This window comes from Streptomyces africanus (assembly GCF_030816955.1).
GTDB lineage: Bacteria > Actinomycetota > Actinomycetes > Streptomycetales > Streptomycetaceae > Streptomyces > Streptomyces africanus.
In genome coordinates this window covers 3,518,509-3,543,516 of sequence record NZ_JAUSYP010000001.1, presented here as the reverse complement: position 1 = coordinate 3,543,516, position 25,008 = coordinate 3,518,509, and the positions used below count along the sequence as shown (strand labels likewise).

Below are 25,008 nucleotides of genomic sequence, written 5' to 3'. Positions count from 1 at the left end.
CCGCACGTTACTTCGGAGTACCCGGGCTGCGCGAGGGTTTCGGCAAACTGATCGGTCGGTGTGCGCTTACCTTTTTGACCTCGGGTGTTACTCGGGATGACCCGTGTTCGCCGGAGGTGCCGGTGGCGCGGAGACCAAGTTCCGCCGCAGGAAACGGCGTCCGGGCCGGCCGCCCACGGTGGTGTCCTCGACGTGGGTGAAGCCGTTGCGGGCCAGGACCGTCATGGAGGCCCGGTTGTCCAGGGTGGTGACCGCGGTGAGGGAGGTCAGCCCGTAGCCGGTGGCGGCCAGGCGGCACACCTGCGCGACGGCCGTCGTGGCCACGCCCCGGCCCGCGGCCCGTTCGCCCACCCGGTAGCCGAGTTCGGCGCAGCCGTCCGCCAGGTCGAGCAGGTTGACCCGGCCGACCAGGTTCCCCTCCTCGTCCAGGACGACATGGAAGCGGCACACGCCCGCGTCCTGCTCCGCGAGGAGCGCCCGGAGGCGTTCGGCGAACCCCTCCGCCGTGAAGTAGGCGTCGCCGCGGTCCGGCACCGTGCGGGCGAAGTACGCCCGGTTCTCCTGCTCGAAGGCCAGCAGGGCGTCCGCGTGATCGGCCCGGAGCGGTTCCAAGGTCAGCATGCCCGGGAGGATACGTACCGTCAGTCCTTGAGCACCGGGAATTTCCGGGGCGCGAGGAACAGCAGCACCAGGAACGCCAGTGCCGCCGCGCAGGAGGCGCCCAGGTAGACGGCGTGTACGGCCTCGGCGATGGCCCGCCGGGTCGCCTCCGGCGCGGTGCCCGCGTCCAGGGCCCGGGTCACCGAGTCGAGGTCGCCCGCACTGCCGAGCCGGGCGGCCAGCACCCCGTTGGCGACCGCGCCGAAGACCGCCGCGCCGACCGTCTGGCCCGTCTGACGGCAGAACAGCACGGACGCGGTGGTCGTGCCGCGCTCCGCCCAGCCCACCGTCGACTGCACGCCGACGATCAGCGGCAACTGGAACAGGCCCAGCGCGGCGCCGAGCAGCAGCATCAGCAGGGTCGGCTGCCAGGCCTGCCCGGGGTACGGCAGGAAGGGGAACGCGAACAGGATCAGCGCGGCCGCTCCGATGCCCAGCATCGCGGTGTTGCGGAAGCCGATCCTGCGGTACACGTGCTGGCTCAGGGCCGCCGATACGGGCCAGCTCAACGTCCATACGGAGAGCACGAATCCGGCGGCCACGGGCGCCAGGCCCAGCACCGACTGGGCGTAGGTGGGCAGGAACACCGACGGCGCCACCATCAGCAGGCCCAGCGCGCCCAGGGCCAGATTGACCGCGGCGATCGTACGGCGCCGCCACACCCAGCCCGGGATGATCGGCTCCGCCGCCCGGCGCTCCACCAGCACCACGACCGCGACCAGGGCGAGTCCCGCACCGAACAGGGCGAGTGAGGGCGCCGACAGCCATGGCCACGCCACCCCGCCCTGCACCAGGGCCGTGAGCAGCATACCGCCGCAGGCGAACACCGCGAGGGCGCCGGCCCAGTCCACGCGCGCGTGCCCGCCGCTTTCCCGCTGCGGCTCGTGGAGGTGACGGACGATCAGCCACAGCGCGACCGCGCCGATCGGCAGGTTGACCAGGAAGATCCAGCGCCAGTCCGCGTAGGCGGCGAGCACACCGCCGAGACCCGGGCCGGCGACCGCCGAGACCGCCCACACCGTGGACAGCTTCGACTGGATCCTGGAACGGTCCTTCAGCGGGTAGAGGTCGGCGGCGAGCGTCTGCACGGTGCCCTGGAGCGCGCCGCCGCCCAGGCCCTGCACGACGCGGAACGCGATGAGCGCCCCCATGTTCCAGGCCAGCGCGCACAGCAGGGAGCCGGCGAGGAAGACCACCGAGCCCGCGACGAGGACCGGTTTGCGGCCGAAGGTGTCGGAGAGCTTGCCGTAGACGGGCAGGGTGACGGTCACGGCCAGCAGATAGCCGGAGAACAGCCAGGAGAAGACGGAGAAACCGCCGAGGTCCCCGACGATCTGCGGGACGGCGGTCGAGACGATGGTGGCGTCGAGCGCCGCCAGCGCCATCGAGAGCATCAGCGCGGCGACGACCGCTCCGCGTCGGCCCGTCGCGGCGGGACGTGCGGCCTCACGCGCCGCGGAACTGGTGCTGCCCACCCCGGTCCTCCCCCTCGTGTCTGCCTGCCCCTTGCACCTACCTGCCGCCGGACAGCTTCCCACTTGAGCCTGACGTAGCGGGAGGGTGGAGCCTGGACGGGCCGGAGGGTGGAGCGAACCCTGAGGCGGCCTCCACCCTCCGGTGGACTGCCCCTAGGGGTACCTCCGTACTACGACCTGGGGAGGGTTCGTACCGGCGGAGGACGAGACGCGCGGGGGGCGGTCCTTAACCTGGCTTTATGCCGCCGGGGGGGCGGTTGTGCACACCGGCGGGGGTGGGGTTTTCCACAGGGAAAGACTGCGCTGAGCACCAGGGCGCGGGACCCCTCCCCGCCGCGAGACTGAAACGCGTCGGACGGATTCGTCGTCCGGCCTCGCGTACCAGCGGCTGTCGAACAGGCGACCGCCTTCACCATCTGCTGACCGATATAGGAGACATACCGTGACTTCGGCTGTGACCATTCCCAGGCACGGGGGTACTGGAGGGCGTACGGCCGTTGCCGCGCGGGCGCGGCAGGTCGTGAAGGCGTACGGGACCGGTGAGACCCGCGTCGTCGCGCTCGACCACGTCGACGTGGACATCGCACGTGGCCAGTTCACCGCGATCATGGGCCCCTCGGGGTCCGGCAAGTCCACGCTCATGCACTGCCTCGCCGGGCTCGACACCGTGACCGAGGGGCAGATCTACCTCGACGAGACCGAGATCACCGGTCTGAAGGACAAGAAGCTCACGCAGCTGCGCCGGGACCGGATCGGGTTCATCTTCCAGGCGTTCAACCTGCTGCCGACGCTGAACGCGATAGAGAACATCACGCTGCCCATGGACATCGCGGGCCGTAAGCCGGACAAGCAGTGGCTGGCGCGGGTCGTGGAGACCGTCGGGCTCGCCGACCGGCTCAAGCACCGGCCCACCCAGCTCTCCGGCGGCCAGCAGCAGCGCGTCGCCGTGGCGCGGGCGCTGGCGGCCCGGCCCGAGATCATCTTCGGGGACGAGCCGACCGGAAACCTCGACTCGCGCGCCGGCGCCGAGGTGCTCGGCTTCCTGCGGCGGTCCGTGGACGAGCTGGGCCAGACCATCGTGATGGTCACGCACGACCCGGTCGCCGCCAGTTACGCGGACCGCGTCCTCTACCTCGCCGACGGCCGCATCGTCGACGAGATGTACAAGCCGACCGCCGAGGCCGTCCTCGACCGCATGAAGGACTTCGACGCCCGGGGGCGCACGTCATGACCGTCATGAAGACCTCGATGCGCAACTTCCTCGCGCACAAGGGGCGGATGGCGCTCTCCGCGATCGCCGTCCTGCTGTCGGTGGCCTTCGTCTGCGGCACGCTCGTCTTCACGGACACCATGTCCACGACGTTCGACAAGCTCTTCGCGGCCACGTCCTCGGACGTGACGGTGAGCGCCAAGGGCGCCTCCGACAGCGGCGAGACGACCGCCGACAACGGCAAGCCGCCGGTCATGCCGGCCTCCGTGCTCGGCGAGGTCCGCAAGGCGCAGGGCGTGAAGTCCGCCGAGGGCGCGGTGTTCTCCACCTCCGTGACCGTCGTGGACGCCGACAAGGACAGCCTGTCGCCCTCCAGCGGCGCCCCGACCATCGTCGGCGGCTGGAACAGCAACGAAGCCCGCACCATGAAGATCACCTCCGGTGCGGCCCCCGAGAGCGCCGACCAGATCATGGTCGACGCCGACACCGCCGACAAGCACGACCTGAAGCTCGGTGACGAGATCGGCGTGATCAGCGCCGTCGGCACGCACACCGCGAAGATCTCCGGCATCGCCGACTTCACCGTCACCAACCCCGGCGCGGCGATCTTCTACCTCGACACCAAGACCGCCCAGCAGGCCCTGGTCGGCGAGAGCGGCGTCTACACCAACGTCAACGTCACCGCGGCCTCCGGCGTCAGCGACGCGCAGCTGAAGAAGAACGTCTCGGCCGAACTGGGCTCCGGCTTCCAGGTGCAGACCGCCAAGGAGACCGCCGACGCCAACCAGAAGGACGTCGAGGGCTTCATGAACGTCATGAAGTACGCGATGCTCGGCTTCGCCGGGATCGCCTTCCTCGTCGGCATCTTCCTGATCATCAACACCTTCTCGATGCTGGTCGCCCAGCGCACCCGCGAGATCGGCCTGATGCGGGCGATCGGCTCCTCCCGCAAGCAGGTCAACCGCTCCGTGCTGGCCGAGGCGCTGCTGCTCGGCGTCGTCGGATCGGTGCTGGGCGTGGGCGCGGGCGTCGGCCTCGCGGTCGGCCTGATGAAGCTCATGGGCCAGATGGGCATGGAGCTGTCCACCGACGACCTGACGGTGGCCTGGACGACCCCGGTGGTCGGCCTCGTCCTCGGCGTGGTCGTCACCGTCCTGGCCGCCTACCTGCCCGCCCGGCGCGCCGGCAAGATCTCCCCGATGGCCGCACTGCGCGACGCGGGAGCCCCCGCGGACGCCAGGGCCGGCTGGATCCGCGGCGTGATCGGCACGGTCCTCACCGGCGCCGGCGGTGCCGCCCTGTACCTGACGGCACAGGCCGACAAGGCCACCGAGGGCTCGCTGTGGCTCGGCCTCGGTGTGGTGCTGTCGCTGATCGGCTTCGTCGTCATCGGCCCGCTGCTCGCCGGCGGTGTGGTCCGGGTCCTCGGCGCCGTCCTGCTGCGGATGTTCGGCCCCGTCGGCCGCATGGCCGAGCGCAACGCCCTGCGCAACCCGCGCCGCACCGGCGCGACGGGCGCCGCGCTGATGATCGGCCTCGCCCTGGTGGCGTGCCTGTCCGTGGTCGGCTCCTCGATGGTGGCCTCCGCCACCGACCAGCTCGACAAGACCGTCGGCGCGGACTTCATCGTCCAGTCCGACAGCGGCCAGCTGATCACCCCGCAGGCCGTCAAGGCCGCGAAGTCGGCGCCGGACGTGGAGCGGGTCACCGAGTACAAGTGGACGAAGGCCGACTTCACCACCCCCGACGGCAAGACGCTCAAGGACACGGCGATCACGGCGGCCGACCCGTCGTACGCGACGGACCTGCGCACCGAGACGGTCGCCGGCAAGCTGCCCGACGCCTACAAGCCCGACTCGATGTCCGTCCACGAGAAGTTCGCCAAGGACCACGGCATCAGCCTCGGGTCCAAGATCAAGGTCGCCTTCAAGGACGGCTCCACGGCCGCCCTGACGGTCCGGGCGATCACCAGCAGCGACGTCGTGATCGACGCGGGCGCGATGTACACGTCCGTCTCGACGCTGGCCAAGTACGTCCCGGCCGACAAGATGCCGCTGGACTCGCTGCTCTTCGCCAGCGCCAAGGACGGACAGCAGGACGCCGCCTACAAATCCCTGAAGTCGGCGCTGCACGACTACCCGCAGTACACCGTGCGCGACCAGACCGACTACAAGGAAGCGCTGAAGGACCAGATCGGCCAGCTGCTCAACATGATCTACGGCCTGCTGGCCCTGGCGATCATCGTCGCCATCCTGGGCGTGGTGAACACCCTGGCCCTGTCGGTGGTGGAGCGCACCCGGGAGATCGGCCTGATGCGGGCGATCGGCCTCTCCCGCCGTCAGCTGCGCCGCATGATCCGCATGGAGTCGGTCGTCATCGCCCTCTTCGGCGCCCTGCTGGGCCTCGGACTGGGCATGGGCTGGGGCGCCACCGCACAGCAGCTCCTCGCCCTGGAGGGCCTGGGAGTCCTCGAGATTCCCTGGCCGACGATCATCGGCGTCTTCGTCAGCTCGGCGTTCGTGGGGCTGTTCGCGGCACTCGTCCCGGCGTTCCGGGCGGGCCGGATGAACGTCCTGAACGCGATCGCGACCGAGTAGCCGCCCAAGGCCACCGCACACGGGGGTTGCGGAGGACGGGCCCGCCCCGGAGGTTTCGGCCTCCGGGGCGGGCCCGGTGTTCGACAGGGCGGGAGCACCCATGGTCAGCCCGCCGTCAGCCGCTCCAGGAGGACGTACCCGTCGGCCTTGCCCGCGACGGCGTACTCGGCGCCGGGGTGCAGCCGCCGGGCGTAGCCCACGGGGTCGCGGTACCTGCCGTCGATGTTCTCCAGGGCGATGTACCCGGGGGTGACGCCCTGGGTGCCGCCGAGCCAGAGGACCCGGCAGCGCGAGGTCAGGCGGCTGATCGGACCGATGTTGGCCTCGACGGTGGCGCCGTCGGGGATCCGCGCCAGGAGCCGCTCGACGCCGGAGACCGGGGCGGGCTTGCGGTAGACCTCGGCCTGCGCGAGCTGCGCCAGCGGCAGCGAGGTGGTCAGCGCCAGGGCCGCCGCGACGACGGCGGACGGCAGCTGGGCGGCGTACGAGCTCAGCCACGGACGCGGGCTCGTGCGCGCCGCCGCGAGGGCGTCGACGAGGGCCAGGAAGACGACCGGCATCAGGACCGCGCTGTAGTGCCAGTCGGTGCCCCAGTAGTGCTCGTCCCCGGACAGGAAGCGCCAGCCGAGCGTCGGCAGGGCCACCAGCAGCAGCGGGGAACGCAGGGCGAGCAGCCCTGTGGTGGGGATCAGCAGCCAGGCGAGGGTGCGCAGCTTGGTGCCGAGGCCGTCGACGGGGCTGCCCGACTCGCTGACCTTGTTCCAGTAGTCGTAGGTCCCGGAGGTGTTGAACGACGGGATGACCACGGTGAGGACGAGCAGCGTCGCCGCCATGCCGAACACCGCGGCACCGAGCGCGTACGCAGCCGTCCGGGGCGACGAGCCGCGCGCCCGCCACGCGACGACCAGCGCGATCACGGCCAGCGTCAGCCCCAGGTCCTCCTTCACCAGCACCAGGGGAAGCGCCCAGTACAGGGCCGCGCGCCGGCGGTCCGCGAGCAGGGCCTCCAGGGAGAAGGCGATCAGCGGGACGGCGAAGCAGATCTCGTGGAAGTCGAAGTCGACGGCGCGCTGGACGCCCCAGGACAGCCCGTAGGCCAGGCCGAGCGCGAGACCGCGGCGGCGGCCGAGCAGCCGGGCGGCGGCGCGGGTGACGGGTACGGCGGACAGGGCGAAGAGCGCGGCCTGCGCGACCAGCAGCGTGACCGGCGAGGGAAGCAGCCGGTACACCGGCGCGAGCAGGGCCGTCACGGGGCTGAAGTGGTCACCCAGGATGTCGAACCCCGGCCCCTTGAGGTCGGCCACCGGAGCCCGCAGGTGCGCGTACGCCCGCACGACCTGCTCGAAGATGCCCAGGTCCCAGGAGAGGGTCGTCATGTGCCGGTACCGGCCGACGGAGACGGCCGCGTAGGCGGCGCAGAGGGCGGTGGCGAGGATCCACGGGTCCCACCGCGCGCGGTCCGGGGGCGGGTCGTCGCGGGGCAGGACGACCGGCGTCGGTATGGGGGGCTCTGAGACCTGGAGGGTGGGGGTGGGCATGCCGGGCCTTACGGGTGGGGGTACCGCTCGGGGGACCGGACCGATCTTGCCGTGGCGAAAACGACCGGTGGGGGTGATGTTGTGAAGGTTGGGCGGCTGATTCCCTCTTGACCGGCCGCACGGGCGTGACCATGACGCCGCACGGGCTTGCCGGAACAGGCGTTGTCCACAGCCCCGCCGCGCGGACGCGCATCGTCGTACGCTGGAGACCCCCGGCCCGCGGCGCGCGTCGGGCCCGTCGTGTTGCCCACCCCTGGACGGAAAAATCCCCGAATGAGCCTGCACGGTCTGCTCGACGCCGTAACCAAGGACGCCGCCCTCGCGGAAGCGATCAACGCGGCCGCAGACGGCAACCGCATGCATGTCGACCTGGTCGGCCCCCCTGCGGCCCGCCCCTTCGCGGTCGCCGCCCTGGCTCGCGACACGGGCCGCCCGGTGCTGGCGGTGACGGCGACGGGCCGCGAGGCGGAGGACCTGGCCGCGGCCCTGCGCTCCCTCCTCCCGCCGGAGGGGATCGTGGAGTACCCGTCCTGGGAGACGCTCCCGCACGAGCGGCTCAGCCCCCGCAGCGACACCGTCGGCCGCCGCCTGGCCGTGCTGCGCCGCCTGGCCCACCCCCGCCCCGACGACCCCGAGACCGGCCCGGTCTCCGTCGTCGTGGCGCCCGTGCGGTCGGTTCTCCAGCCGCAGGTCAAGGGCCTCGGCGACCTGGAGCCGGTCGCCCTGAGGACCGGACAGACCGCCGATCTGAACGAGATCGTCGACGCCCTCGCGGCCGCCGCCTACGCGCGCGTGGAGCTCGTGGAGAAGCGCGGCGAGTTCGCCGTGCGCGGCGGCATCCTCGACGTGTTCCCGCCCACCGAGGAACACCCCCTGCGCATCGAGTTCTGGGGCGACGACGTCGAGGAGATCCGCTACTTCAAGGTCGCCGACCAGCGCTCCCTCGAAGTCGCCGAGCACGGCCTGTGGGCGCCGCCGTGCCGCGAGCTGTTGCTCACCGAGGACGTCCGCGCGCGGGCGCGTGCCCTGGCCGAGGAGCACCCCGAGCTCGGCGAACTGCTCGGCAAGATCGCCGAGGGGATCGCGGTGGAGGGCATGGAGTCCCTCGCGCCGGTCCTGGTCGACGAGATGGAGCTGCTGCTCGACGTGCTGCCCAAGGGGTCCATGGCCGTCGTGTGCGACCCGGAGCGGGTCCGCACGCGTGCGTCGGACCTGGTGGCCACGTCGCAGGAGTTCCTCCAGGCCTCCTGGGCGGCCACCGCCGGCGGAGGCGAGGCGCCCATCGACGTCGGCGCGGCCTCCCTGTGGTCCATCGCCGACGTCCGGGACCGGGCCCGCGAGCTGGACATGATGTGGTGGTCGGTGTCGCCGTTCGCCGCGGACGAAGAACTCGACGCCGACACGCTCAAGCTGGGGATGCACGCCCCGGAGACCTACCGCGGGGACACCGCCAAGGCCCTCGCCGACACCAAGGGCTGGCTCGCCGACGGCTGGCGCGCGGTGTTCGTCACCGAGGCGCACGGCCCGGCGGCCCGAACGGTCGAGGTGCTGGGGGGCGAGGGCATCGCCGCCCGTCTCGACACGGATGTGGCCGAGATCTCCCCGTCGGTCGTGCACGTGGCGTGCGGCTCGATCGAGCACGGCTTCGTCGACCCGGCCCTCGGACTCGCCGTCCTGACCGAGACGGACCTGACGGGCCAGAAGGCGGCGGGCCGCGACGGCGCCCGGATGCCGGCCCGCCGCCGCAAGACCATCGACCCGCTCACCCTGGAGCCGGGCGACTACATCGTCCACGAGCAGCACGGCGTAGGCCGCTACATCGAGATGGTGCAGCGCACCGTGCAGGGCGCGACCCGCGAGTACCTGGTCGTCGAGTACGCGCCCGCCAAGCGCGGCCAGCCCGGCGACCGCCTCTACATCCCCACCGACCAGCTGGAGCAGATCACCAAGTACGTCGGCGGCGAGGCCCCCACCCTGCACCGCCTCGGCGGCGCCGACTGGACGAAGACGAAGGCCCGCGCGAAGAAGGCCGTCAAGGAGATCGCGGCCGACCTCATCAAGCTCTACAGCGCCCGCATGGCCGCCCCCGGCCACGCCTTCGGCACGGACACCCCCTGGCAGCGCGAACTGGAGGACGCCTTCCCCTACGCGGAGACGCCCGACCAGCTCACCACCATCGCCGAGGTCAAGGAGGACATGGAGAAGTCGGTCCCGATGGACCGGCTGATCTGCGGCGACGTCGGCTACGGCAAGACCGAGATCGCCGTCAGGGCCGCCTTCAAGGCCGTCCAGGACGGCAAGCAGGTCGCCGTCCTGGTGCCCACGACCCTGCTGGTGCAGCAGCACTTCGGGACGTTCAGCGAGCGGTACGCGCAGTTCCCGGTGAACGTGAAGGCGCTGTCCCGCTTCCAGACCGACACGGAGGCCAAGGCGGTCCTGGAAGGCCTGCGCGAGGGCTCGGTGGACATCGTCATCGGCACCCACCGCCTGTTCTCGTCCGAGACCAAGTTCAAGGACCTGGGCCTGGTCATCGTCGACGAGGAGCAGCGCTTCGGCGTGGAGCACAAGGAGCAGCTGAAGAAGCTCCGCGCGAACGTCGACGTGCTGACCATGTCCGCCACCCCGATCCCCAGGACGCTGGAGATGGCGGTGACCGGCATCCGCGAGATGTCCACGATCACGACGCCTCCGGAGGAACGGCACCCGGTGCTGACCTTCGTCGGCCCCTACGAGGAGAAGCAGATCGGCGCCGCCATCCGCCGCGAGCTGCTGCGCGAGGGCCAGGTCTTCTACATCCACAACCGCGTCGAGTCCATCGACCGGGCCGCGGCCCGGCTGCGCGAGATCGTCCCCGAGGCGCGCATCGCCACCGCCCACGGCCAGATGTCCGAGCAGGCCCTGGAGCAGGTCGTCGTCGACTTCTGGGAGAAGAAGTTCGACGTGCTGGTGTCCACGACGATCGTGGAGTCCGGCATCGACATCTCCAACGCCAACACCCTGATCGTGGAGCGCGGCGACACCTTCGGCCTGTCCCAGCTGCACCAGCTGCGCGGCCGGGTGGGCCGGGGCCGCGAGCGCGGGTACGCGTACTTCCTCTACCCGCCGGAGAAGCCGCTCACCGAGACCGCGCACGAGCGGCTCGCGACCATCGCCCAGCACACGGAGATGGGCGCCGGTATGTACGTGGCGATGAAGGACCTGGAGATCCGCGGCGCGGGCAACCTGCTCGGCGGCGAGCAGTCCGGCCACATCGCGGGCGTCGGCTTCGACCTGTACGTCCGGATGGTCGGCGAGGCCGTCGCCGACTACCGGCGCCAGCTGGAGACCGGCGAGATCGAGGAGGAGCCGCCGCTCGAGGTCAAGATCGAGCTGCCCGTCGACGCGCACGTTCCGCACGACTACGCGCCCGGCGAGCGGCTCCGGCTCCAGGCGTACCGGGCCATCGCCTCCGCCAACACGGAGGAGGACGTCAAGGCCGTACGCGAGGAACTCGTCGACCGCTACGGCAAGTTGCCCGAGCCGGTGGAGAACCTGCTGCTCGTGGCCGGTCTGCGGATGCTCGCGCGGGCGTGCGGCGTCGGCGAGATCGTGCTCCAGGGGACCAACATCCGGTTCGCGCCCGTGGAGTTGCGCGAGTCGCAGGAGCTGCGGGTCAAGCGGCTGTACCCCGGGGTCGTCATCAAGCCGGCGACGCACCAGGTGCTGGTGCCGCGCCCGAAGACCGCGAAGGTCGGCGGGAAGCCGCTGGTCGGGCGCGATCTGCTGGCGTGGGTCGGGGAGTTCCTGACGTCGGTGCTGGGCTCCTGACGCCGACGTTCTGTCAGGCCACCGGTCGTACGCGTGCGCCGGTGGCCTCGCGCAGGGCCGCCGCCAGCCGGTCGCGGACCGCGGCCTGCGCGGCGATGCGCGCGTCCAGCACCGCGAGCCGGCCGGCGGCGACCCGGAGCGCCTCCTCGGAGGCGGGCCCGGCCGTGACGTCGCCGTCCAGGCAGGGCAGGAACACCCGTACGTCGTCGAGCGTCAGGCCCACGTCCAGCAGCCGGCGGACGTTGCGGACGCGGACGGCCGTACCGGCGTCGTACAGGCGGTAGCCGTTCGCGGCGCGTTCGGAGGTGATGAGCCCCGCCTGTTCGTAGTGGCGCAGGGCGCGCGGCGTCGCGCCGGTCGCCGCGGCGAGTTCGCCGATCCGCATACGAGGTTCCGCCATGCGCGTCAGTCTCATGTGACGACCGCTCCGCCGTCCACCGGAAGGACCACGCCGGTGACGAACGATGCCTGCGGCGAGGCCAGTTGGGTGATCGCCCACGCCACCTCCTCGGGGCGCCCGACCCGGCCGAGCGGTGTGTGCGCGAGCTGCCAGGAGCGGATCGCGGCCCGCTGCTCGGGCGTGTAGCCCGCGTGGTCGGCGATGGGCGTGCCGATCGCGCCCGGCGCCACGGCGGCGACCCGGATCCCCAGCGGGGCGAGCTCGACCGCCCAGCTGCGCGTGAGCACCTCCAGGGCCGCCTTCCCGGCCGCGTACAGGGAGTTGCCCGGCCAGCCGCGCTGCCCGACGGCCGTCGTCACGTTCACGATCACGCCCCGGCTGTCCTCCAGAGCCGGGAGCGCGGCCTGCACGAGCAGCACGGGGGCGAGGAGGTTCGTCGCGAGCTGGGGCTCGACGGCGGCCCGCGTGTAGGTGCGCAGGGACTGGGTGTTGACGATGCCCGCGTTGTTCACGAGCACGTCGATGCGGCCGTGACGGTCGAGCGCCGTACGGACGATGCGTTCGGGACCGTCGTCGGCCGTGATGTCGGCGACGAGCGGGCTGATGCGGGCCGGGTCGTGAGCGGCGGTCTCGGCGAGGGGCGCCGCGCGGCGGCCCACCGCCACGACGTGTGCGCCCTCGTCGGCGAAGGCGTGGGCGGTGGCCCGGCCGATGCCGGTACCGGCGCCGGTGACGAGCACGGTGCGGGGGGTCTTCGAATCCGGGGATGCCATACGGGGATCGTCGGACCCTGACGTCAGTGTCAAGGTCAAGCGAAGCCGCCCGCAGGAGCTGTCTCTCCACGGACGGCCTCTGAGGGCGGAGGGCTACTGCTGGTCGGGCCGTTCGCGGTCGCGGTCGCGGTCCATGCCGAGCGATCCCTCGACCCGCTGCTGCCCGGCGTCGATCTGGTCCTCGTACCTGCCGCCGGTCCTCTCGTTCATCTCCTGTTCCGCGGAGTCGGAGCGATGCTTGCCCTTGTTCCGCGCCTGGCTCTTGAACTTGTCGAAGATGCCCATTCAGAAAACTCCCTCCGGAGGTAGCTCAGAACCGACGATACGCGTGGCATGCGAGGAATGCCCGTTTAAGTCCGATGTGGTCTGGACCTCTCCCTCGCTACCGTGGGAGCAGGCACACGCCGCCCGTGCGGAGGCGGAACAGGCAAGCAGGGGAGGGACGCACGGTGAGGCGTCTGAGGCGCGGGGCGGCACTGGCCGTCGCGATGATGTTCGCCGGTTCGGCACTGGCCGGCTGTGAAGGCCTGACCCCGCCCGCGGACGGCGGCGGAGCCTCGGGCTCCGGCGTTCCGGCGGCCGGCGACGGACGGGCCGTGAACCCGCTGGACAACCCGGACGGCACGAAGCCGGGCCTGGCGGCGATCACGTCCGCCGGGGACAAGGAGAGGGCCCGTGCCCTGATCGGGAAGGTGGAGACGAAGGGACGCGGCCCCAGGACGGGCTACGAACGGGACAAGTTCGGCTACGCCTGGATGGACTCGGCACCGGCCGACGTCCCCTTCGCCCGCAACGGCTGCGACTCGCGCAACGACCTCCTGAAACGCGACGGGGAGGACCTCCGCTTCCGGTCCGGCTCCGACTGCGTCGTCATGGCGCTGACGCTGCACGACCCGTACACCGGCAAGGTCATCGAGTGGACCAAGTCCCGTGCGACGAAGGTCCAGATAGACCACGTCATGCCGCTGTCCTACGACTGGCAGATGGGCGCCTCGCGCTGGACGAAGGACAAGCGGGAGGCCATCGCGAACGACCCGCTCAACCTCGTCCCGGTGGACGGGCCGACCAACGGCTCCAAGAGCGACTCCGGTCCGGCGTCCTGGCTGCCCCCGAACAAGCGGATCCGCTGCGCCTATGCGGTGCGCTTCGCCCAGGTGTCGCTGAAGTACGAGCTTCCCGTCACGGCGGCGGACAAGCGGATGATGCTGAAGCAGTGCGGAGGCTGAAGCCGGGTGAGGTGAGCCCGGTCGGAGCCTCCCGGATGCCGGGCGGACTCGTCGCGCTGGCGCTCGGCGGGTTCGGCATCGGTCTGACCGAATTCCTCATCGCCGGGTTGCTGCCCCAGGTGGCGTCGAGCTTCACGGTGTCCGAGGCGGCCGCCGGCCGGCTGATCTCCGGATACGCGCTGAGCGTCGCGGTGGGAGCGATCGCGCTGACCGCGGCGACGGCACGGCTGCCCCGCAAGCAGGTCCTGGTCGGCCTGGTGGCCTTGTTCGTCGCCGGCAACCTGCTCTCCGCCGTCGCGCCGAACTACCCGGTGATGCTGCTCGGGCGGATCGTCGCGGCGTTGTGCCACGGTTCGTTCTTCGGCATCGGCTCGCTGGTCGCGCGCAGTCTGGTCGCGCCGGAGAAGAAGTCCCAGGCCGTGGCGGTCATGTTCGCCGGGCTGACGGTCGCGAACGTGCTGGGCGTGCCGTTCGGCGCGCTGGTCGGTGAGCGCTGGGGCTGGCGGGCGGCGTTCTGGGCGGTCACCGCGATCGGCGTCCTGGCCTTGGCGGGAATCGCCGCGCTGGTGCCCGCGCGGGCCGGCCGGACACCCCCGCCCACGGGGACGGCCGGGTCGGACCCGGTGCCGCCCAGCGGCCTGCGGGCGCAGCTGCGGGCCTTCCGCTCCTGGCAGGTCTGGCTGACGCTGACGGCCACCGCCCTCGGCTACGGCGGGATGTTCGGTGCCTTCACCTACATCGCCTACACCTTCACCGAGGTCAGCGGCTTCGCCTCGGCGGATGTCGCCTGGCTGCTGATGGTCTACGGCGTCGGCCTGGTCGTCGGGAACCTGGTCGGCGGGCGCGCGGCCGACCGCGACCGTGACCGTGCCCTGGTCCTCGCCCTGTTCGGACTCACCCTCACCCTGGCCCTGTTCGGGCTGCTCGCCGGCAGCGCGACCGCTTCGGTCGTCCTGGTGTTCGTGATGGGGGTGACAGGGTTCGCCAGTGTGCCCGGGATGATCACGCGTGTCACCGACTTCGCGCACGGGGCGGCCCTGGCCGCCAGCGCCAACGTCTCCGCGTCCAACGTCGGCAACGCCCTCGGCGCCTGGCTCGGAGGCCTGGCCATCACCGCGGGCCTGGGCTACACCTCACCGCTCTACGTCGGCGCCGGCATCGCCCTGCTGGCCACGGTCGTCATGGTCATCGCCGCCCGGCAGGCCAGGACCGGCCAGGTCGCGGACCGGGTCCCCGCACGGTAATTCGGTGCGGGCCGTGCGCCCGCACACCTACCGTGGCCGCATGCAGCCGAAGACATCGAGCCTCGCCGACCGCCCGGAGATGCGGGAGCGGGTCGTCGGGATGGCGAACAGCTGGCCGGAGTTCGTGATCCAGGACCTCGTCGGTGCCGCGCACTTCCCGCGGATCGCCGCCGAACTCCCGGAGTACGTCCTGTTCGCCGAGGACGAGCAGGGCGAGGTCGTGGCGAACGGTTTCAGCGTGCCCTTCGCCCTGAATGCCGAGGGCCGTGGCCAACTGCCCGGGAACGGCTGGGACACGGTCCTCGTGTGGGCGTTCTCCGACCTGCGCCGCGGAGTGAGCCCCGACACCGTCAGCGCGATCTCGATCTCCGTCGCCCCGCACGCCCAGGGCCGCGGCCTGTCCGCGCTGATGCTCTCGGCCATGCGCGACAACGCCCGGGCGCGCGGTTTCCGGGAGGTCGTCGCCCCGGTCCGCCCCAACGCCAAGCACCTGGAACCGCACACGCCCATCGAGGAGTACGCGCACCGGGTCCGCCCCGACGGCCTGCCCCAGGACCCGTGGCTGCGGGTCCACGCCCGGGCCGGTGCCACCATCGACTCCGTGGCACCGGCGTCCATGACGGTGGCCGCCTCACTGGCGGACTGGCGCCGCTGGACGGGGCTGCCCTTCGACACCCGGGGCGACATCGAGGTGCCCGGTGCCCTGGTACCGGTGCGCTGCGAGCCGGAGCGCGGGTACGCGGTGTACGTCGAGCCCAACGTGTGGATGCGGCATCCTCTGTGACCACGTCGCGGGCGCATGGCGCAGGGGGCCTGACCGGCCCGGAGACCCGGACACCCCGGACCCCGGAGACCCCGGAGGACAGCCGCGCCGGCCCCCGGTCGCGGCTCCCCTCACGGACCGGTCCGCGCGGCGGTGCCGGAAGTCCCGGTGAATCGTTGGTCGAATGGGTTGGCCAGAGCCTGGCCACTGCCTACCATCGATCACCGCAAGACCTTGTGCGCCCGCCCGTCGCCCGACCACCACCCCTGATAGAGGCGCTGCGCGCCGCACCTGTCATTGCAATCTCCTCGGGAGGTCTCCTTGCACCGCCGCCGTCGCACCGCGCTCGTCCTCACCGCCGCGATCGCCGCCGCGGCGCCCCTGCTCACCGCCTGCGGCAATGACGCGCATCCCGGCGCGGCGGCCGTGGTGGGCGGCCGGCGGATCACCGTGTCCCAGCTGGAGGACCGGGTCGGCGAGGTGCGCGCGGCCCAGCGGGCTGCCGTGCGGGACGACGCCCAGTACCAGCAGGCCATCGCCGGGACGGGCAAGCTCACCCGCGACACCCTGCACACCATGGTCCTCGACCGGGTGCTGCACCGCGCCGCCCAGGACGCCGGTGTGACCGTCACCCGCAGGGAGATCCAGGAGATGCGGTCCGGCCTCGAGGAGCAGGCCGGCGGCGCCAAGGCGCTGGAGACCACCTGGCTCCAGCAGTACGGCATCCCGCCGCAGCGCCTGGAGGAGAACCTCCGCCTCCAGCTGGAGGCCCAGAAGCTCGCTCAGAAGCTCGGCACGGACACCAACCGTCCCGAGTTCTGGAAGGCCCTGTCCGAGGCCTCCAAGGACCTGAACGTCGACCTCAACCCGCGCTACGGCACCTGGGACGTCCAGAAGAGCAGCCGAGCCGACGCGAAGACGCCGTGGGTGCGGGACGTGTCGGCGGCGCAGGCGCAGCAGAACATGTAGGTGCCCAGGCACCGAGGGCCCTGTGGATAACTTCCGGGGCTGTCGGCGGCGTGGGATAGCTTCGAATCGTGAACGCCAACAGCCCCGAAGCCACCCCGCGCCCCGGGCAGGCCGGCCCCGGCCGCATCGTCCTGCTCACCACCAGCCACCGCGTCGCCCCCGGTCTGCTGTCCTGGCCTGCCTGGCAGGCGCTGCACGCGGCCGACCAGGTGCTGTGCGCGGACGGCGCGCACCCGCAGCTGCCGTATCTGCGCGAGGCGGGGATCATCGTCGACGAGGCGTCCCCGACGGCCGAGGAGCTGGTCGACGCCTGCGCCGGCGGCCGCACGGTGGTCGTCGTGGCGACGGGCGAGGGCGAGCCGGCCCTGACGGACGGCCTGGCCCGCCTCGCCGGCACCGGCCGCGTCGCCATGCCCGAACTGGAGCTGCTCCCCGCCTCCTACGACCTGCCGGGCGCCCGCCTGCTCGATCTCGTCCAGGTCATGGACCGCATCCGCGCCGAGTGCCCGTGGTCGTCCCAGCAGACGCACAAGGGCCTGGCCAAGTACGGCATCGAGGAGGCGTACGAACTCGTCGAGGCGATCGAGGAGGGCGACCGCGACGAACTGCGCGAGGAGCTCGGTGACGTCCTCCTCCAGGTCGTCTTCCACGCCCGGATCGCCGAGGAGGACCTGGACGCTCCCTTCTCCGTCGACGACGTCGCCGCCGGCATCGTCGCCAAGCTGATCCACCGCCACCCGCATGTCTTCGGCGACGAGACGGCCACCACGCCCGAGGAGGTCAAGGCGCACTGGCTGCGCACCAAGGCGGTCGAGAAGCAGCGCAGGTCGGTCACCGAGGGCATCCCCCTCGGCCAGCCCGGCCTGGCCCTCGCCGCCAAGCTGGCGTCCCGCGCCCGCACAGCCGGCCTGGACATACCGCTCCCGCCGGTGGAGGGCATCGGCTACGACCTGCTGGCCCTGGCGGTCCGCGCGGAGTCGGAGGGCGTCGACCCGGAGGCGGCCCTGAGAGCGGCGGCCCGCGCGTACCGGGACGCGATCAGGGAGGCGGAGCAGGGCTGAGAGCGGCCGGGGGCAGGGCACAGGGGGCGGAGGCCGGCTGGGGCTGGGGACGGACCGAGGGCAGGGCAGGGCAGGGAGGCGGAGGACCGCTGAGACCGGCCGGGGGAGGGGAGGGGGCGGGGAGCCGGATACCGTCGGGGAGTGACCGACCAGCCCCAGCCCAGCAACCCGTCCGCCGCTCCCGACCTCTTCACCTGGGAGTTCGCGAGCAACCCCTACCCCGCCTACGCCTGGCTCCGCGAGCACGCCCCCGTGCACCGCACCAAGCTGCCCAGCGGCGTGGAGGCCTGGCTGGTCACGCGGTACACCGATGCCAAGCAGACGCTCGCCGACCCCCGGCTCTCCAAGAACCCGGCGCACCACGACGAGCCCGCGCACGCCAAGGGCAAGACCGGGATCCCCGGGGAGCGCAAGGCCGAGCTGATGACGCATCTGCTCAACATCGACCCGCCGGACCACACCCGGCTGCGGCGGCTCGTCTCCAAGGCGTTCACGCCCCGCCGGGTCGCCGAGTTCGCGCCGCGGGTGCAGGAGCTCACCGACGGGCTCATCGACGGGTTCGAACGGAAGGGGTCAGCCGACCTCATCCACGAGTTCGCGTTCCCGCTCCCCATCTACGCCATCTGCGACCTGCTCGGCGTCCCCCGCGAGGACCAGGACGACTTCCGCGACTGGGCGGGAATGATGATCCGTCACCAGGGCGGGCCGCGGGGCGGCGTGGCGCGGTCCGTGAAGAAGATGCGCGGCTACCTCGCCGACCTCATCCACCGCAAGCGGGAGGCGCTCCCCACCGAGCCCGCCCCCGGGGAGGACCTCATCTCCGGCCTCATCCGCGCCTCCGACCACGGTGAGCACCTCACCGAGAACGAGGCCGCGGCCATGGCCTTCATCCTGCTGTTCGCCGGCTTCGAAACCACCGTGAATTTGGTCGGTAACGGTGTCTACGCCCTGCTCACCCACCCCGAGCAGCGCGCGCGCCTCCAGGCCTCCCTCGCCGCCGGGGAGAGTGGCCTGCTGGAGACCGGCGTCGAGGAGCTCCTGCGCTACGACGGCCCGGTCGAACTCGCCACCTGGCGGTTCGCCACCCAGCCGCTCACCATCGGCGGGCAGCACATCGCGCCCGGCGACCCGGTCCTCGTCGTCCTGGCCGCCGCGGACCGGGATCCGGAGCGGTTCGCCGATCCGGACGTGCTCGACCTCGCCCGCCGCGACAACCAGCACCTCGGTTACGGCCACGGCATCCACTACTGCCTCGGCGCCCCGCTCGCCCGCCTGGAGGGCCAGACCGCGCTCGCCACGCTCCTCACCCGCCTCCCGGACCTGCGGCTGGCGGCGGATCCGGCCGAGCTGCGATGGCGCGGCGGCCTCATCATGCGCGGGCTGCGCACGCTGCCCGTGGAGTTCTCACCGGTCTAAACATGACACGCCGTCATGGCTGTGATCTTCACGTGATCTGCGCGGCATGAACTTGTGACAAGTGATCGTCTGCCGATACGTTCACCCATCATCAGCGCGGCCTGGGGGGACCCTGCGCCGCGCCGGTCACTGCTGTCTCGCGAAAGGTCTCCGTATGCTCTCCGGGAACGGTCGGCACCGTCGCCCCCGCCAGGCTCCGGCTCTCCTCGTCGCGGCCGGGGTCACCGGCTCCGCCATCGCGATCCCGCTCCTCGGGGCCTCCGGTGCCAGCGCGGCCGACGGCACGACCTGGGACCGGGTCGCGGACTGCGAGACCGGCGGCGCGTGGAGCCAGAACAGCGGCAACGGATACTTCGGCGGCCTCCAGTTGTCCCAGGAGGACTGGGAGAACCACGGCGGCCTCGACTACGCCCCGAGCGCCGACCTGGCCAGCCGCTCCCAGCAGATAGCCGTGGCCGAGAGAATCCTCGCCGACCAGGGGGTCGGCGCGTGGCGCACCTGCGGGCTGCTCTCCGGCCTGGAGCAGGACAAGAGCCCGGACACGTCCGACTCGTCCGCTCCGACGGACTCGCCCGGACTGCTCGACTCCGTCGAGTCGTCTCCTGACGGGCAGTCGACCCCGGAGGGCGAAACCACCAAGTCCGACAAGTCATCCGATTCTGCCGACTCCTCGACGCAGGACCCGTCGCCCGCCCCCGAGAGTGACAAGCCCGACAACTCCCGTCAGGGCGACGACTCTTCGGCACCCGCCGCAACCGGAACGGAAACCGAACCCGACACCGCCGCCGGCCGCCACCGCGGCCCCAGCGCCGACGAGGGCACCGCGGCCGAGGACGGCCGTACGTCCGGGTCCGCCGGACGGCACGCCTCGCGCGCCGGCGAGGCCTCGCGGGAGGCGACGGACGGCTCCTACATCGTCCGCCCCGGCGACAGTCTCTGGTCCATCGCGAACTCCCTTGACCTGAGTGGCGGGTGGCACGCGCTCTACGTCGGGAACGAGACGGCCGTCGGCACTGACCCGAACTTCATCCGCCCCGGTCAGAAGCTCACGGTAGAGGGCGAAGCGGACGAGAAGTAGCCGGTGGGGCAGTCCGGAAACGGGGGCGGAAGTCACCCCGAAACCGTGCGAGTTCACGTCACGGTTCGCGCTGAATGTCCCTTATCGGTGCGGTGAGAGATAGATCTCAGAAGCCCTGATCGTCTTTGAAATTCCGCGGATCGCGTGTCTACGGTCATGACCGCTCGTCACCGCGAGCCCCGGCTGCCGCAACGCCGAATCCTGCCAGCGGCCGCACGGGAACAGTCGTCGCGTCAAGCGCCGTAGGCAGGAGCGGGGGACCCAAGGTAAGTGCCCGACCGGCCGGTTGTGCCGGAAGGGCTTGGGGTGAAGCCGTGTCCCGGGAGGGGCGCGGCCGGGCAACTCAACCGGCCCGAACCCGACAGCTCACCTCGCAGGCGTCGGTGAGGGGATCTCTCCATGCTGTTTTCCGGCAAGGGCACGCACCGCCGTCCGTCCAAGACCTCTCGGGTCATCGCCATCGCCGGTGTCACCGGTGCCGCCGTCGCCGCCCCGCTGATGGCGTCCGGCAGCGCCTCCGCCGCCACCGCCTCCGAGTGGGACGCCGTCGCCCAGTGCGAGTCCGGCGGCAACTGGTCCATCAACACCGGCAACGGTTACTACGGCGGTCTGCAGTTCTCCGCCTCCACCTGGTCCGCGTACGGCGGCACCCAGTACGCCTCCACCGCCGACCAGGCCAGCAAGGACCAGCAGATCCAGGTCGCCGAGAAGGTCCTGGCGAGCCAGGGCAAGGGTGCCTGGCCGGTCTGCGGCAAGGGCCTGTCGAGCGCCGGCTACAGCGGCGGCTCCGAGCAGAGCAGCGGCTCCACCGAGACCCGCCAGACCGAGCAGCAGCCGGCCTCCCGCTCCGACGAGCGCCCGGCCCAGACCCAGAAGACGGTCACCACCCCGACCGGCAAGAAGGTCAAGAAGGGTGACGGCGAGTACAAGGTCGTCAAGGGCGACACCCTCAGCTCGATCGCGACCGAGCAGAAGGTCGAGGGCGGCTGGGAGAAGCTGTTCGAGCTGAACAAGGACATCGTCACGGACGCCAACCTGATCTACCCGGGCCAGCAGCTGCACCTGAAGTAAGCGGCGGCCCGCCCCGTCCCCACGGGCTCCCCGCCCCGGTGCGTCTTCCCCCGTACGCACCGGGGCGGGGTTTTTTCTGCCGGTCTTTGCGATCCGGCTTTGTTCCGTTCGGAAACAATTTACTCTCGGTTCTGTCCATGGGGTGGGCGACCCGGTGGCCGATCGCCCGGAGCCGGTTAGGCTCATGTCGCGAGCCACCGCGGCCCGCGCCTCGCCGGGTCCACGCGGCCCGCGTACCCGCGTCACATGAAGAAGGAGATGCTCGTGCCGTCCATCGACGTCGTCGTAGCCCGGGAAATCCTGGACTCCCGAGGCAACCCCACGGTCGAGGTCGAGGTCGGCCTCGACGACGGCAGCACCGGCCGTGCCGCCGTCCCGTCCGGCGCCTCCACGGGCGCCTTCGAGGCCATCGAGCTGCGCGACGGCGACTCGAACCGCTACCTCGGCAAGGGTGTGGAGAAGGCCGTCCTCGCGGTCATCGAGCAGATCGGCCCGGAGCTCGTCGGCTACGACGCCACCGAGCAGCGCCTGATCGACCAGGCCATGTTCGACCTGGACGCCACCGACAACAAGGGCTCCCTCGGCGCCAACGCCATCCTCGGCGTCTCCCTCGCCGTCGCCCACGCCGCCTCCGAGGCCAGCGACCTGCCGCTGTTCCGCTACCTGGGCGGTCCCAACGCGCACCTGCTGCCGGTGCCGATGATGAACATCCTGAACGGCGGCTCGCACGCCGACTCCAACGTGGACATCCAGGAGTTCATGATCGCCCCGATCGGCGCGGAGTCCTTCTCCGAGGCCCTGCGCTGGGGCGCCGAGGTCTACCACACGCTGAAGAAGGTCCTGAAGTCGAAGGGCCTGGCCACCGGCCTCGGCGACGAGGGCGGCTTCGCCCCGAACCTCGGCTCCAACCGCGAGGCCCTCGACCTCATCCTCGAGGCGATCAACGAGGCCGGCTACACCCCCGGCGAGCAGATCGCCCTGGCGCTCGACGTCGCCGCGTCCGAGTTCTACAAGGACGGCGTCTACACCTTCGAGGGCAAGGAGCGCTCGGCGGCCGAGATGACCGAGTACTACGCGGAGCTCGTCGACGCGTACCCGCTCGTCTCCATCGAGGACCCGCTGTTCGAGGACGACTGGGAGGGCTGGAAGACCATCACCGCCAAGCTCGGTGACAAGGTCCAGCTCGTCGGTGACGACCTGTTCGTCACCAACCCCGAGCGCCTGGCCCGCGGCATCGAGGAGGGGGCGGCCAACGCGCTCCTGGTCAAGGTCAACCAGATCGGATCCCTGACCGAGACCCTGGACGCCGTCGAGCTGGCCCAGCGCAACGGCTTCAAGTGCATGATGTCCCACCGCTCCGGCGAGACCGAGGACGTCACCATCGCCGACCTGGCCGTCGCCACGAACTGCGGCCAGATCAAGACCGGCGCCCCGGCCCGCTCCGAGCGCGTCGCCAAGTACAACCAGCTGCTGCGCATCGAGGAGATCCTCGACGACGCGGCGGTGTACGCCGGCCGCTCGGCCTTCCCGCGCTTCAAGGGCTGACCCGGCCCGTAAGTAGCAGCGTCGTACGTACGTCCTCGTACTCGGTCCCGTACCGTGTCCGGGGACGTACGCGCGTATGACGGTGGAGCGGGAGGCGGACAGATGGCCGTGAAGGACCGGGACCGGTTCTCCACCGCGACCAGGATCCGGCTGCTCGGCGAGCAGACCGCGGCCCGGGTCTACCGCTCCCAGACCAAGCGCCAGGCCCGCCGCTCGCGGCTGACCGGCCGGGCGGCGCTGCTCGCCCTGGTGATGTGCTCGCTGATCGTGGCCCTGGCCTACCCGATGCGGGAGTACGTCTCGCAGCGCGCCGAGATCGACGACCTCCAGCGCGAACAGCAGCAGGCCCGGCAGCGCGTCGAACGGCTCCGCGACCAGAAGGCGCGCTGGCAGGACGACGCGTACGCGGAGCAGCAGATCCGGCAGCGGTTGCACTACGTCATGCCGGGGGAGACGGGGTTCATCGTCGTCGACCCGCACGCGGCGAAGCAGTCGCACTCCGACCTCGGGGCGGCCGACCGCCCCTGGTACTCGAACGTCTGGGACGGGGTCGACAAGGCCGACGCCTCCGACCAGTGAACCCGGACCCCAGCCAGTGACCTGAACCCAGAAAGACAGCCTGAACACAGTCATGGAAACGCCCCCGCCGACCACTCCGCGCACCGAGCCCACCGACGCGGACGTCGAGGCCTTCAAGCAGCAGCTCGGCCGGCCCCCGCGCGGCCTGCGCGCGATCGCGCACCGGTGCCCGTGCGGGCAGCCCGACGTCGTCGAGACGGCCCCGCGGCTGCCGGACGGGACGCCCTTCCCGACGCTGTACTACCTGACGTGCCCGAAGGCGAACTCGGCGATCGGCACGCTGGAGGCGAACGGCGTGATGAAGGAGATGACCGAGCGGCTGGCCGCGGACCCGGAGCTGGCGGCGGCGTACCGGGCGGCGCACGAGGACTACATCCGGCGTCGTGACGAGATCGAGGAGCTGAAGAACTTCCCGAGCGCGGGCGGCATGCCGGACCGGGTGAAGTGCCTGCACGTGCTGGTGGCGCACTCGCTGGCCGCGGGGCCGGGCGTGAACCCCCTGGGCGACGAGGCGCTGGCCATGCTGCCCCAGTGGTGGCGCAAGGGTGCGTGTGTGACGACCGTCGAGGAGGACGCCCAGTGAGCCGTGTCGCCGCCGTGGACTGCGGTACGAACTCCATCCGGCTCCTGGTCGCCGACGCGGACCCGGCCACCGGGGAGCTGACCGACCTGGACCGCCGGATGACGATCGTGCGGCTCGGGCAGGGCGTCGACCGCACCGGCCGGCTCGCCCCCGAGGCGCTCCAGCGGACCTTCGCGGCCTGCCGCGAGTACGCCGGGGTCATCAAGGAGCACGGGGCGGAGCGGCTGCGGTTCGTGGCGACCTCCGCCTCCCGGGACGCCGAGAACCGGGACGAGTTCGTGCGCGGCGTGCTGGACATCCTGGGCGTCGAGCCCGAGGTGATCTCCGGGGACCAGGAGGCCGAGTTCTCCTTCACCGGCGCCACCAAGGAGCTCGCCGGGCGCGATCACCTGCCGAAGCCCTACCTCGTCGTGGACATCGGCGGCGGCTCGACCGAGTTCGTCGTCGGCGACGACCGGGTGCGGGCGGCACGCTCGGTGGACATCGGCTGTGTCCGCATGACCGAGCGGCACCTGGTCCGGGACGGGGTGGTGAGCGACCCGCCCTCCACGGAGCAGATCGCGGCCATGCGGGCGGACATCGAGGCCGCCCTCGACCTCGCCGAGGAGACGGTCCCGCTGCGCGAGGCCCGCACGCTGGTGGGCCTCGCCGGCTCCGTGACGACCGTGTCGGCGATCGCCCAGGAGCTGCCCGAGTACGACTCGGCCGCCATCCACCACTCCCGTGTCTCCCATGACCGGGTCCGCGAGATCACCGAGTGGCTGCTGCGCTCCACGCACGCCGAGCGCGCGGCCGTGCCCTCCATGCACCCGGGCCGGGTCGACGTGATCGGGGCGGGGGCCCTCGTCCTGCTGTCGATCATGGAGCGGATCGGCGCGGAGGAGGTCGTCGTCAGCGAGCACGACATCCTCGACGGCATCGCGTGGTCCGTCGCCTAGGGCACCCAGGACGGGCTCCAGGCCGCTTCTGAGCAGGCATGGATCACGTTTGAGCGCGTCCGGGGGGCTCGCGCG

General features: G+C 71.6%; 21 protein-coding genes and 1 riboswitch. Of the genes, 15 read left to right on the top strand and 6 right to left on the bottom strand.

Annotated elements, in window-relative coordinates:
- Positions 1 to 87: 87 nt before the first annotated feature.
- Together QF034_RS16220 and QF034_RS16215 are read right to left on the bottom strand one after the other, a co-directional pair.
- Positions 88 to 621: a GNAT family N-acetyltransferase gene (locus QF034_RS16220; protein ID WP_307175639.1), complete on the bottom strand. Its 534-nt coding sequence runs from the start codon at positions 619 to 621 to the stop codon at positions 88 to 90.
- A gap of 20 nt (positions 622 to 641) precedes the next feature.
- On the bottom strand, positions 642 to 2,135 hold the full coding sequence (locus QF034_RS16215) for an MFS transporter (protein ID WP_307175638.1): 1,494 nt from the start codon (positions 2,133 to 2,135) through the stop codon (positions 642 to 644).
- 442 nt (positions 2,136 to 2,577) lie between these two features.
- Here QF034_RS16215 and QF034_RS16210 point away from each other — a divergent pair, with 442 nt between their 5' ends.
- Entirely contained in the window at positions 2,578 to 3,366 is a 789-nt protein-coding gene (locus QF034_RS16210) for an ABC transporter ATP-binding protein (RefSeq protein WP_307175637.1), read from the top strand.
- Positions 3,363 to 5,942: an ABC transporter permease gene (locus tag QF034_RS16205; RefSeq protein WP_307175636.1), complete on the top strand. Its 2,580-nt coding sequence runs from the start codon at positions 3,363 to 3,365 to the stop codon at positions 5,940 to 5,942. The genes QF034_RS16210 and QF034_RS16205 overlap by 4 nt, the downstream gene beginning before the upstream one ends.
- A 104-nt stretch (positions 5,943 to 6,046) precedes the next feature.
- Here the strand turns inward: QF034_RS16205 and QF034_RS16200 are convergent, their stop codons facing one another.
- A complete protein-coding gene (locus QF034_RS16200) occupies positions 6,047 to 7,480 on the bottom strand; it encodes a DUF2079 domain-containing protein (protein ID WP_307175635.1) in 1,434 nt (477 codons plus the stop codon).
- A gap of 273 nt (positions 7,481 to 7,753) precedes the next feature.
- On the opposite strand from QF034_RS16200, the gene mfd reads away from it, so the two are divergent.
- Complete coding sequence (gene mfd / locus QF034_RS16195) at positions 7,754 to 11,287, top strand: transcription-repair coupling factor (protein ID WP_307175634.1); 3,534 nt, start codon at positions 7,754 to 7,756, stop codon at positions 11,285 to 11,287.
- A gap of 13 nt (positions 11,288 to 11,300) precedes the next feature.
- Here mfd and QF034_RS16190 read toward each other — a convergent pair whose 3' ends face one another.
- The 3 genes from QF034_RS16190 to QF034_RS16180 all read right to left on the bottom strand — a co-directional run bounded on the left by QF034_RS16190 (position 11,301) and on the right by QF034_RS16180 (position 12,745).
- The gene (locus QF034_RS16190; protein ID WP_307179890.1) at positions 11,301 to 11,672 is read right to left on the bottom strand and encodes a MerR family transcriptional regulator; all 372 of its coding nucleotides are present in this window, start codon (positions 11,670 to 11,672) and stop codon (positions 11,301 to 11,303) included.
- Between the two features lie 26 nt (positions 11,673 to 11,698).
- Positions 11,699 to 12,460 (bottom strand): SDR family NAD(P)-dependent oxidoreductase, encoded by a 762-nt coding sequence (locus tag QF034_RS16185; protein WP_307175633.1) that lies wholly within the window; start codon positions 12,458 to 12,460, stop codon positions 11,699 to 11,701.
- Positions 12,461 to 12,553: 93 nt separating this feature from the next.
- The gene (locus QF034_RS16180) at positions 12,554 to 12,745 is read right to left on the bottom strand and encodes an Rv0909 family putative TA system antitoxin (protein WP_307175632.1); all 192 of its coding nucleotides are present in this window, start codon (positions 12,743 to 12,745) and stop codon (positions 12,554 to 12,556) included.
- 164 nt (positions 12,746 to 12,909) lie between these two features.
- On the opposite strand from QF034_RS16180, the gene QF034_RS16175 reads away from it, so the two are divergent.
- The 12 genes from QF034_RS16175 (at position 12,910) to QF034_RS16120 (ending at position 24,933) form a co-directional block, all read left to right on the top strand.
- Positions 12,910 to 13,686 carry an HNH endonuclease family protein gene (locus tag QF034_RS16175; RefSeq protein WP_307175631.1) on the top strand — a complete coding sequence of 259 codons (777 nt, stop codon included), beginning with the start codon at positions 12,910 to 12,912 and terminating at the stop codon, positions 13,684 to 13,686.
- Between the two features lie 35 nt (positions 13,687 to 13,721).
- Complete coding sequence (locus tag QF034_RS16170) at positions 13,722 to 14,930, top strand: MFS transporter (RefSeq protein WP_307179889.1); 1,209 nt, start codon at positions 13,722 to 13,724, stop codon at positions 14,928 to 14,930.
- Positions 14,931 to 14,970: 40 nt separating this feature from the next.
- Entirely contained in the window at positions 14,971 to 15,714 is a 744-nt protein-coding gene (locus QF034_RS16165) for a GNAT family N-acetyltransferase (RefSeq protein ID WP_307175630.1), read from the top strand.
- Between the two features lie 300 nt (positions 15,715 to 16,014).
- Positions 16,015 to 16,662: a SurA N-terminal domain-containing protein gene (locus QF034_RS16160; protein WP_307175629.1), complete on the top strand. Its 648-nt coding sequence runs from the start codon at positions 16,015 to 16,017 to the stop codon at positions 16,660 to 16,662.
- A gap of 68 nt (positions 16,663 to 16,730) precedes the next feature.
- Positions 16,731 to 17,723 (top strand): nucleoside triphosphate pyrophosphohydrolase, encoded by a 993-nt coding sequence (locus QF034_RS16155; protein WP_307175628.1) that lies wholly within the window; start codon positions 16,731 to 16,733, stop codon positions 17,721 to 17,723.
- A 141-nt stretch (positions 17,724 to 17,864) separates the two neighbouring features.
- Complete coding sequence (locus QF034_RS16150) at positions 17,865 to 19,139, top strand: cytochrome P450 family protein (protein WP_307175627.1); 1,275 nt, start codon at positions 17,865 to 17,867, stop codon at positions 19,137 to 19,139.
- A gap of 154 nt (positions 19,140 to 19,293) precedes the next feature.
- Entirely contained in the window at positions 19,294 to 20,217 is a 924-nt protein-coding gene (locus QF034_RS16145) for a LysM peptidoglycan-binding domain-containing protein (RefSeq protein ID WP_307175626.1), read from the top strand.
- Between the two features lie 228 nt (positions 20,218 to 20,445).
- Positions 20,446 to 20,612: riboswitch (cyclic di-AMP (ydaO/yuaA leader) on the top strand.
- Positions 20,613 to 20,616: 4 nt separating this feature from the next.
- Positions 20,617 to 21,288 (top strand): LysM peptidoglycan-binding domain-containing protein, encoded by a 672-nt coding sequence (locus QF034_RS16140; RefSeq protein ID WP_307175625.1) that lies wholly within the window; start codon positions 20,617 to 20,619, stop codon positions 21,286 to 21,288.
- A 264-nt stretch (positions 21,289 to 21,552) separates the two neighbouring features.
- Complete coding sequence (eno, locus tag QF034_RS16135) at positions 21,553 to 22,833, top strand: phosphopyruvate hydratase (protein WP_128092713.1); 1,281 nt, start codon at positions 21,553 to 21,555, stop codon at positions 22,831 to 22,833.
- Between the two features lie 102 nt (positions 22,834 to 22,935).
- A complete protein-coding gene (locus QF034_RS16130; protein ID WP_086565041.1) occupies positions 22,936 to 23,412 on the top strand; it encodes an FtsB family cell division protein in 477 nt (158 codons plus the stop codon).
- A 52-nt stretch (positions 23,413 to 23,464) separates the two neighbouring features.
- Positions 23,465 to 23,995: a DUF501 domain-containing protein gene (locus QF034_RS16125; RefSeq protein WP_307175624.1), complete on the top strand. Its 531-nt coding sequence runs from the start codon at positions 23,465 to 23,467 to the stop codon at positions 23,993 to 23,995.
- Positions 23,992 to 24,933, top strand: coding sequence for a Ppx/GppA phosphatase family protein (locus QF034_RS16120; protein WP_307175623.1), 942 nt, complete (start codon positions 23,992 to 23,994; stop codon positions 24,931 to 24,933). The genes QF034_RS16125 and QF034_RS16120 overlap by 4 nt, the downstream gene beginning before the upstream one ends.
- Positions 24,934 to 25,008: the final 75 nt, after the last annotated feature.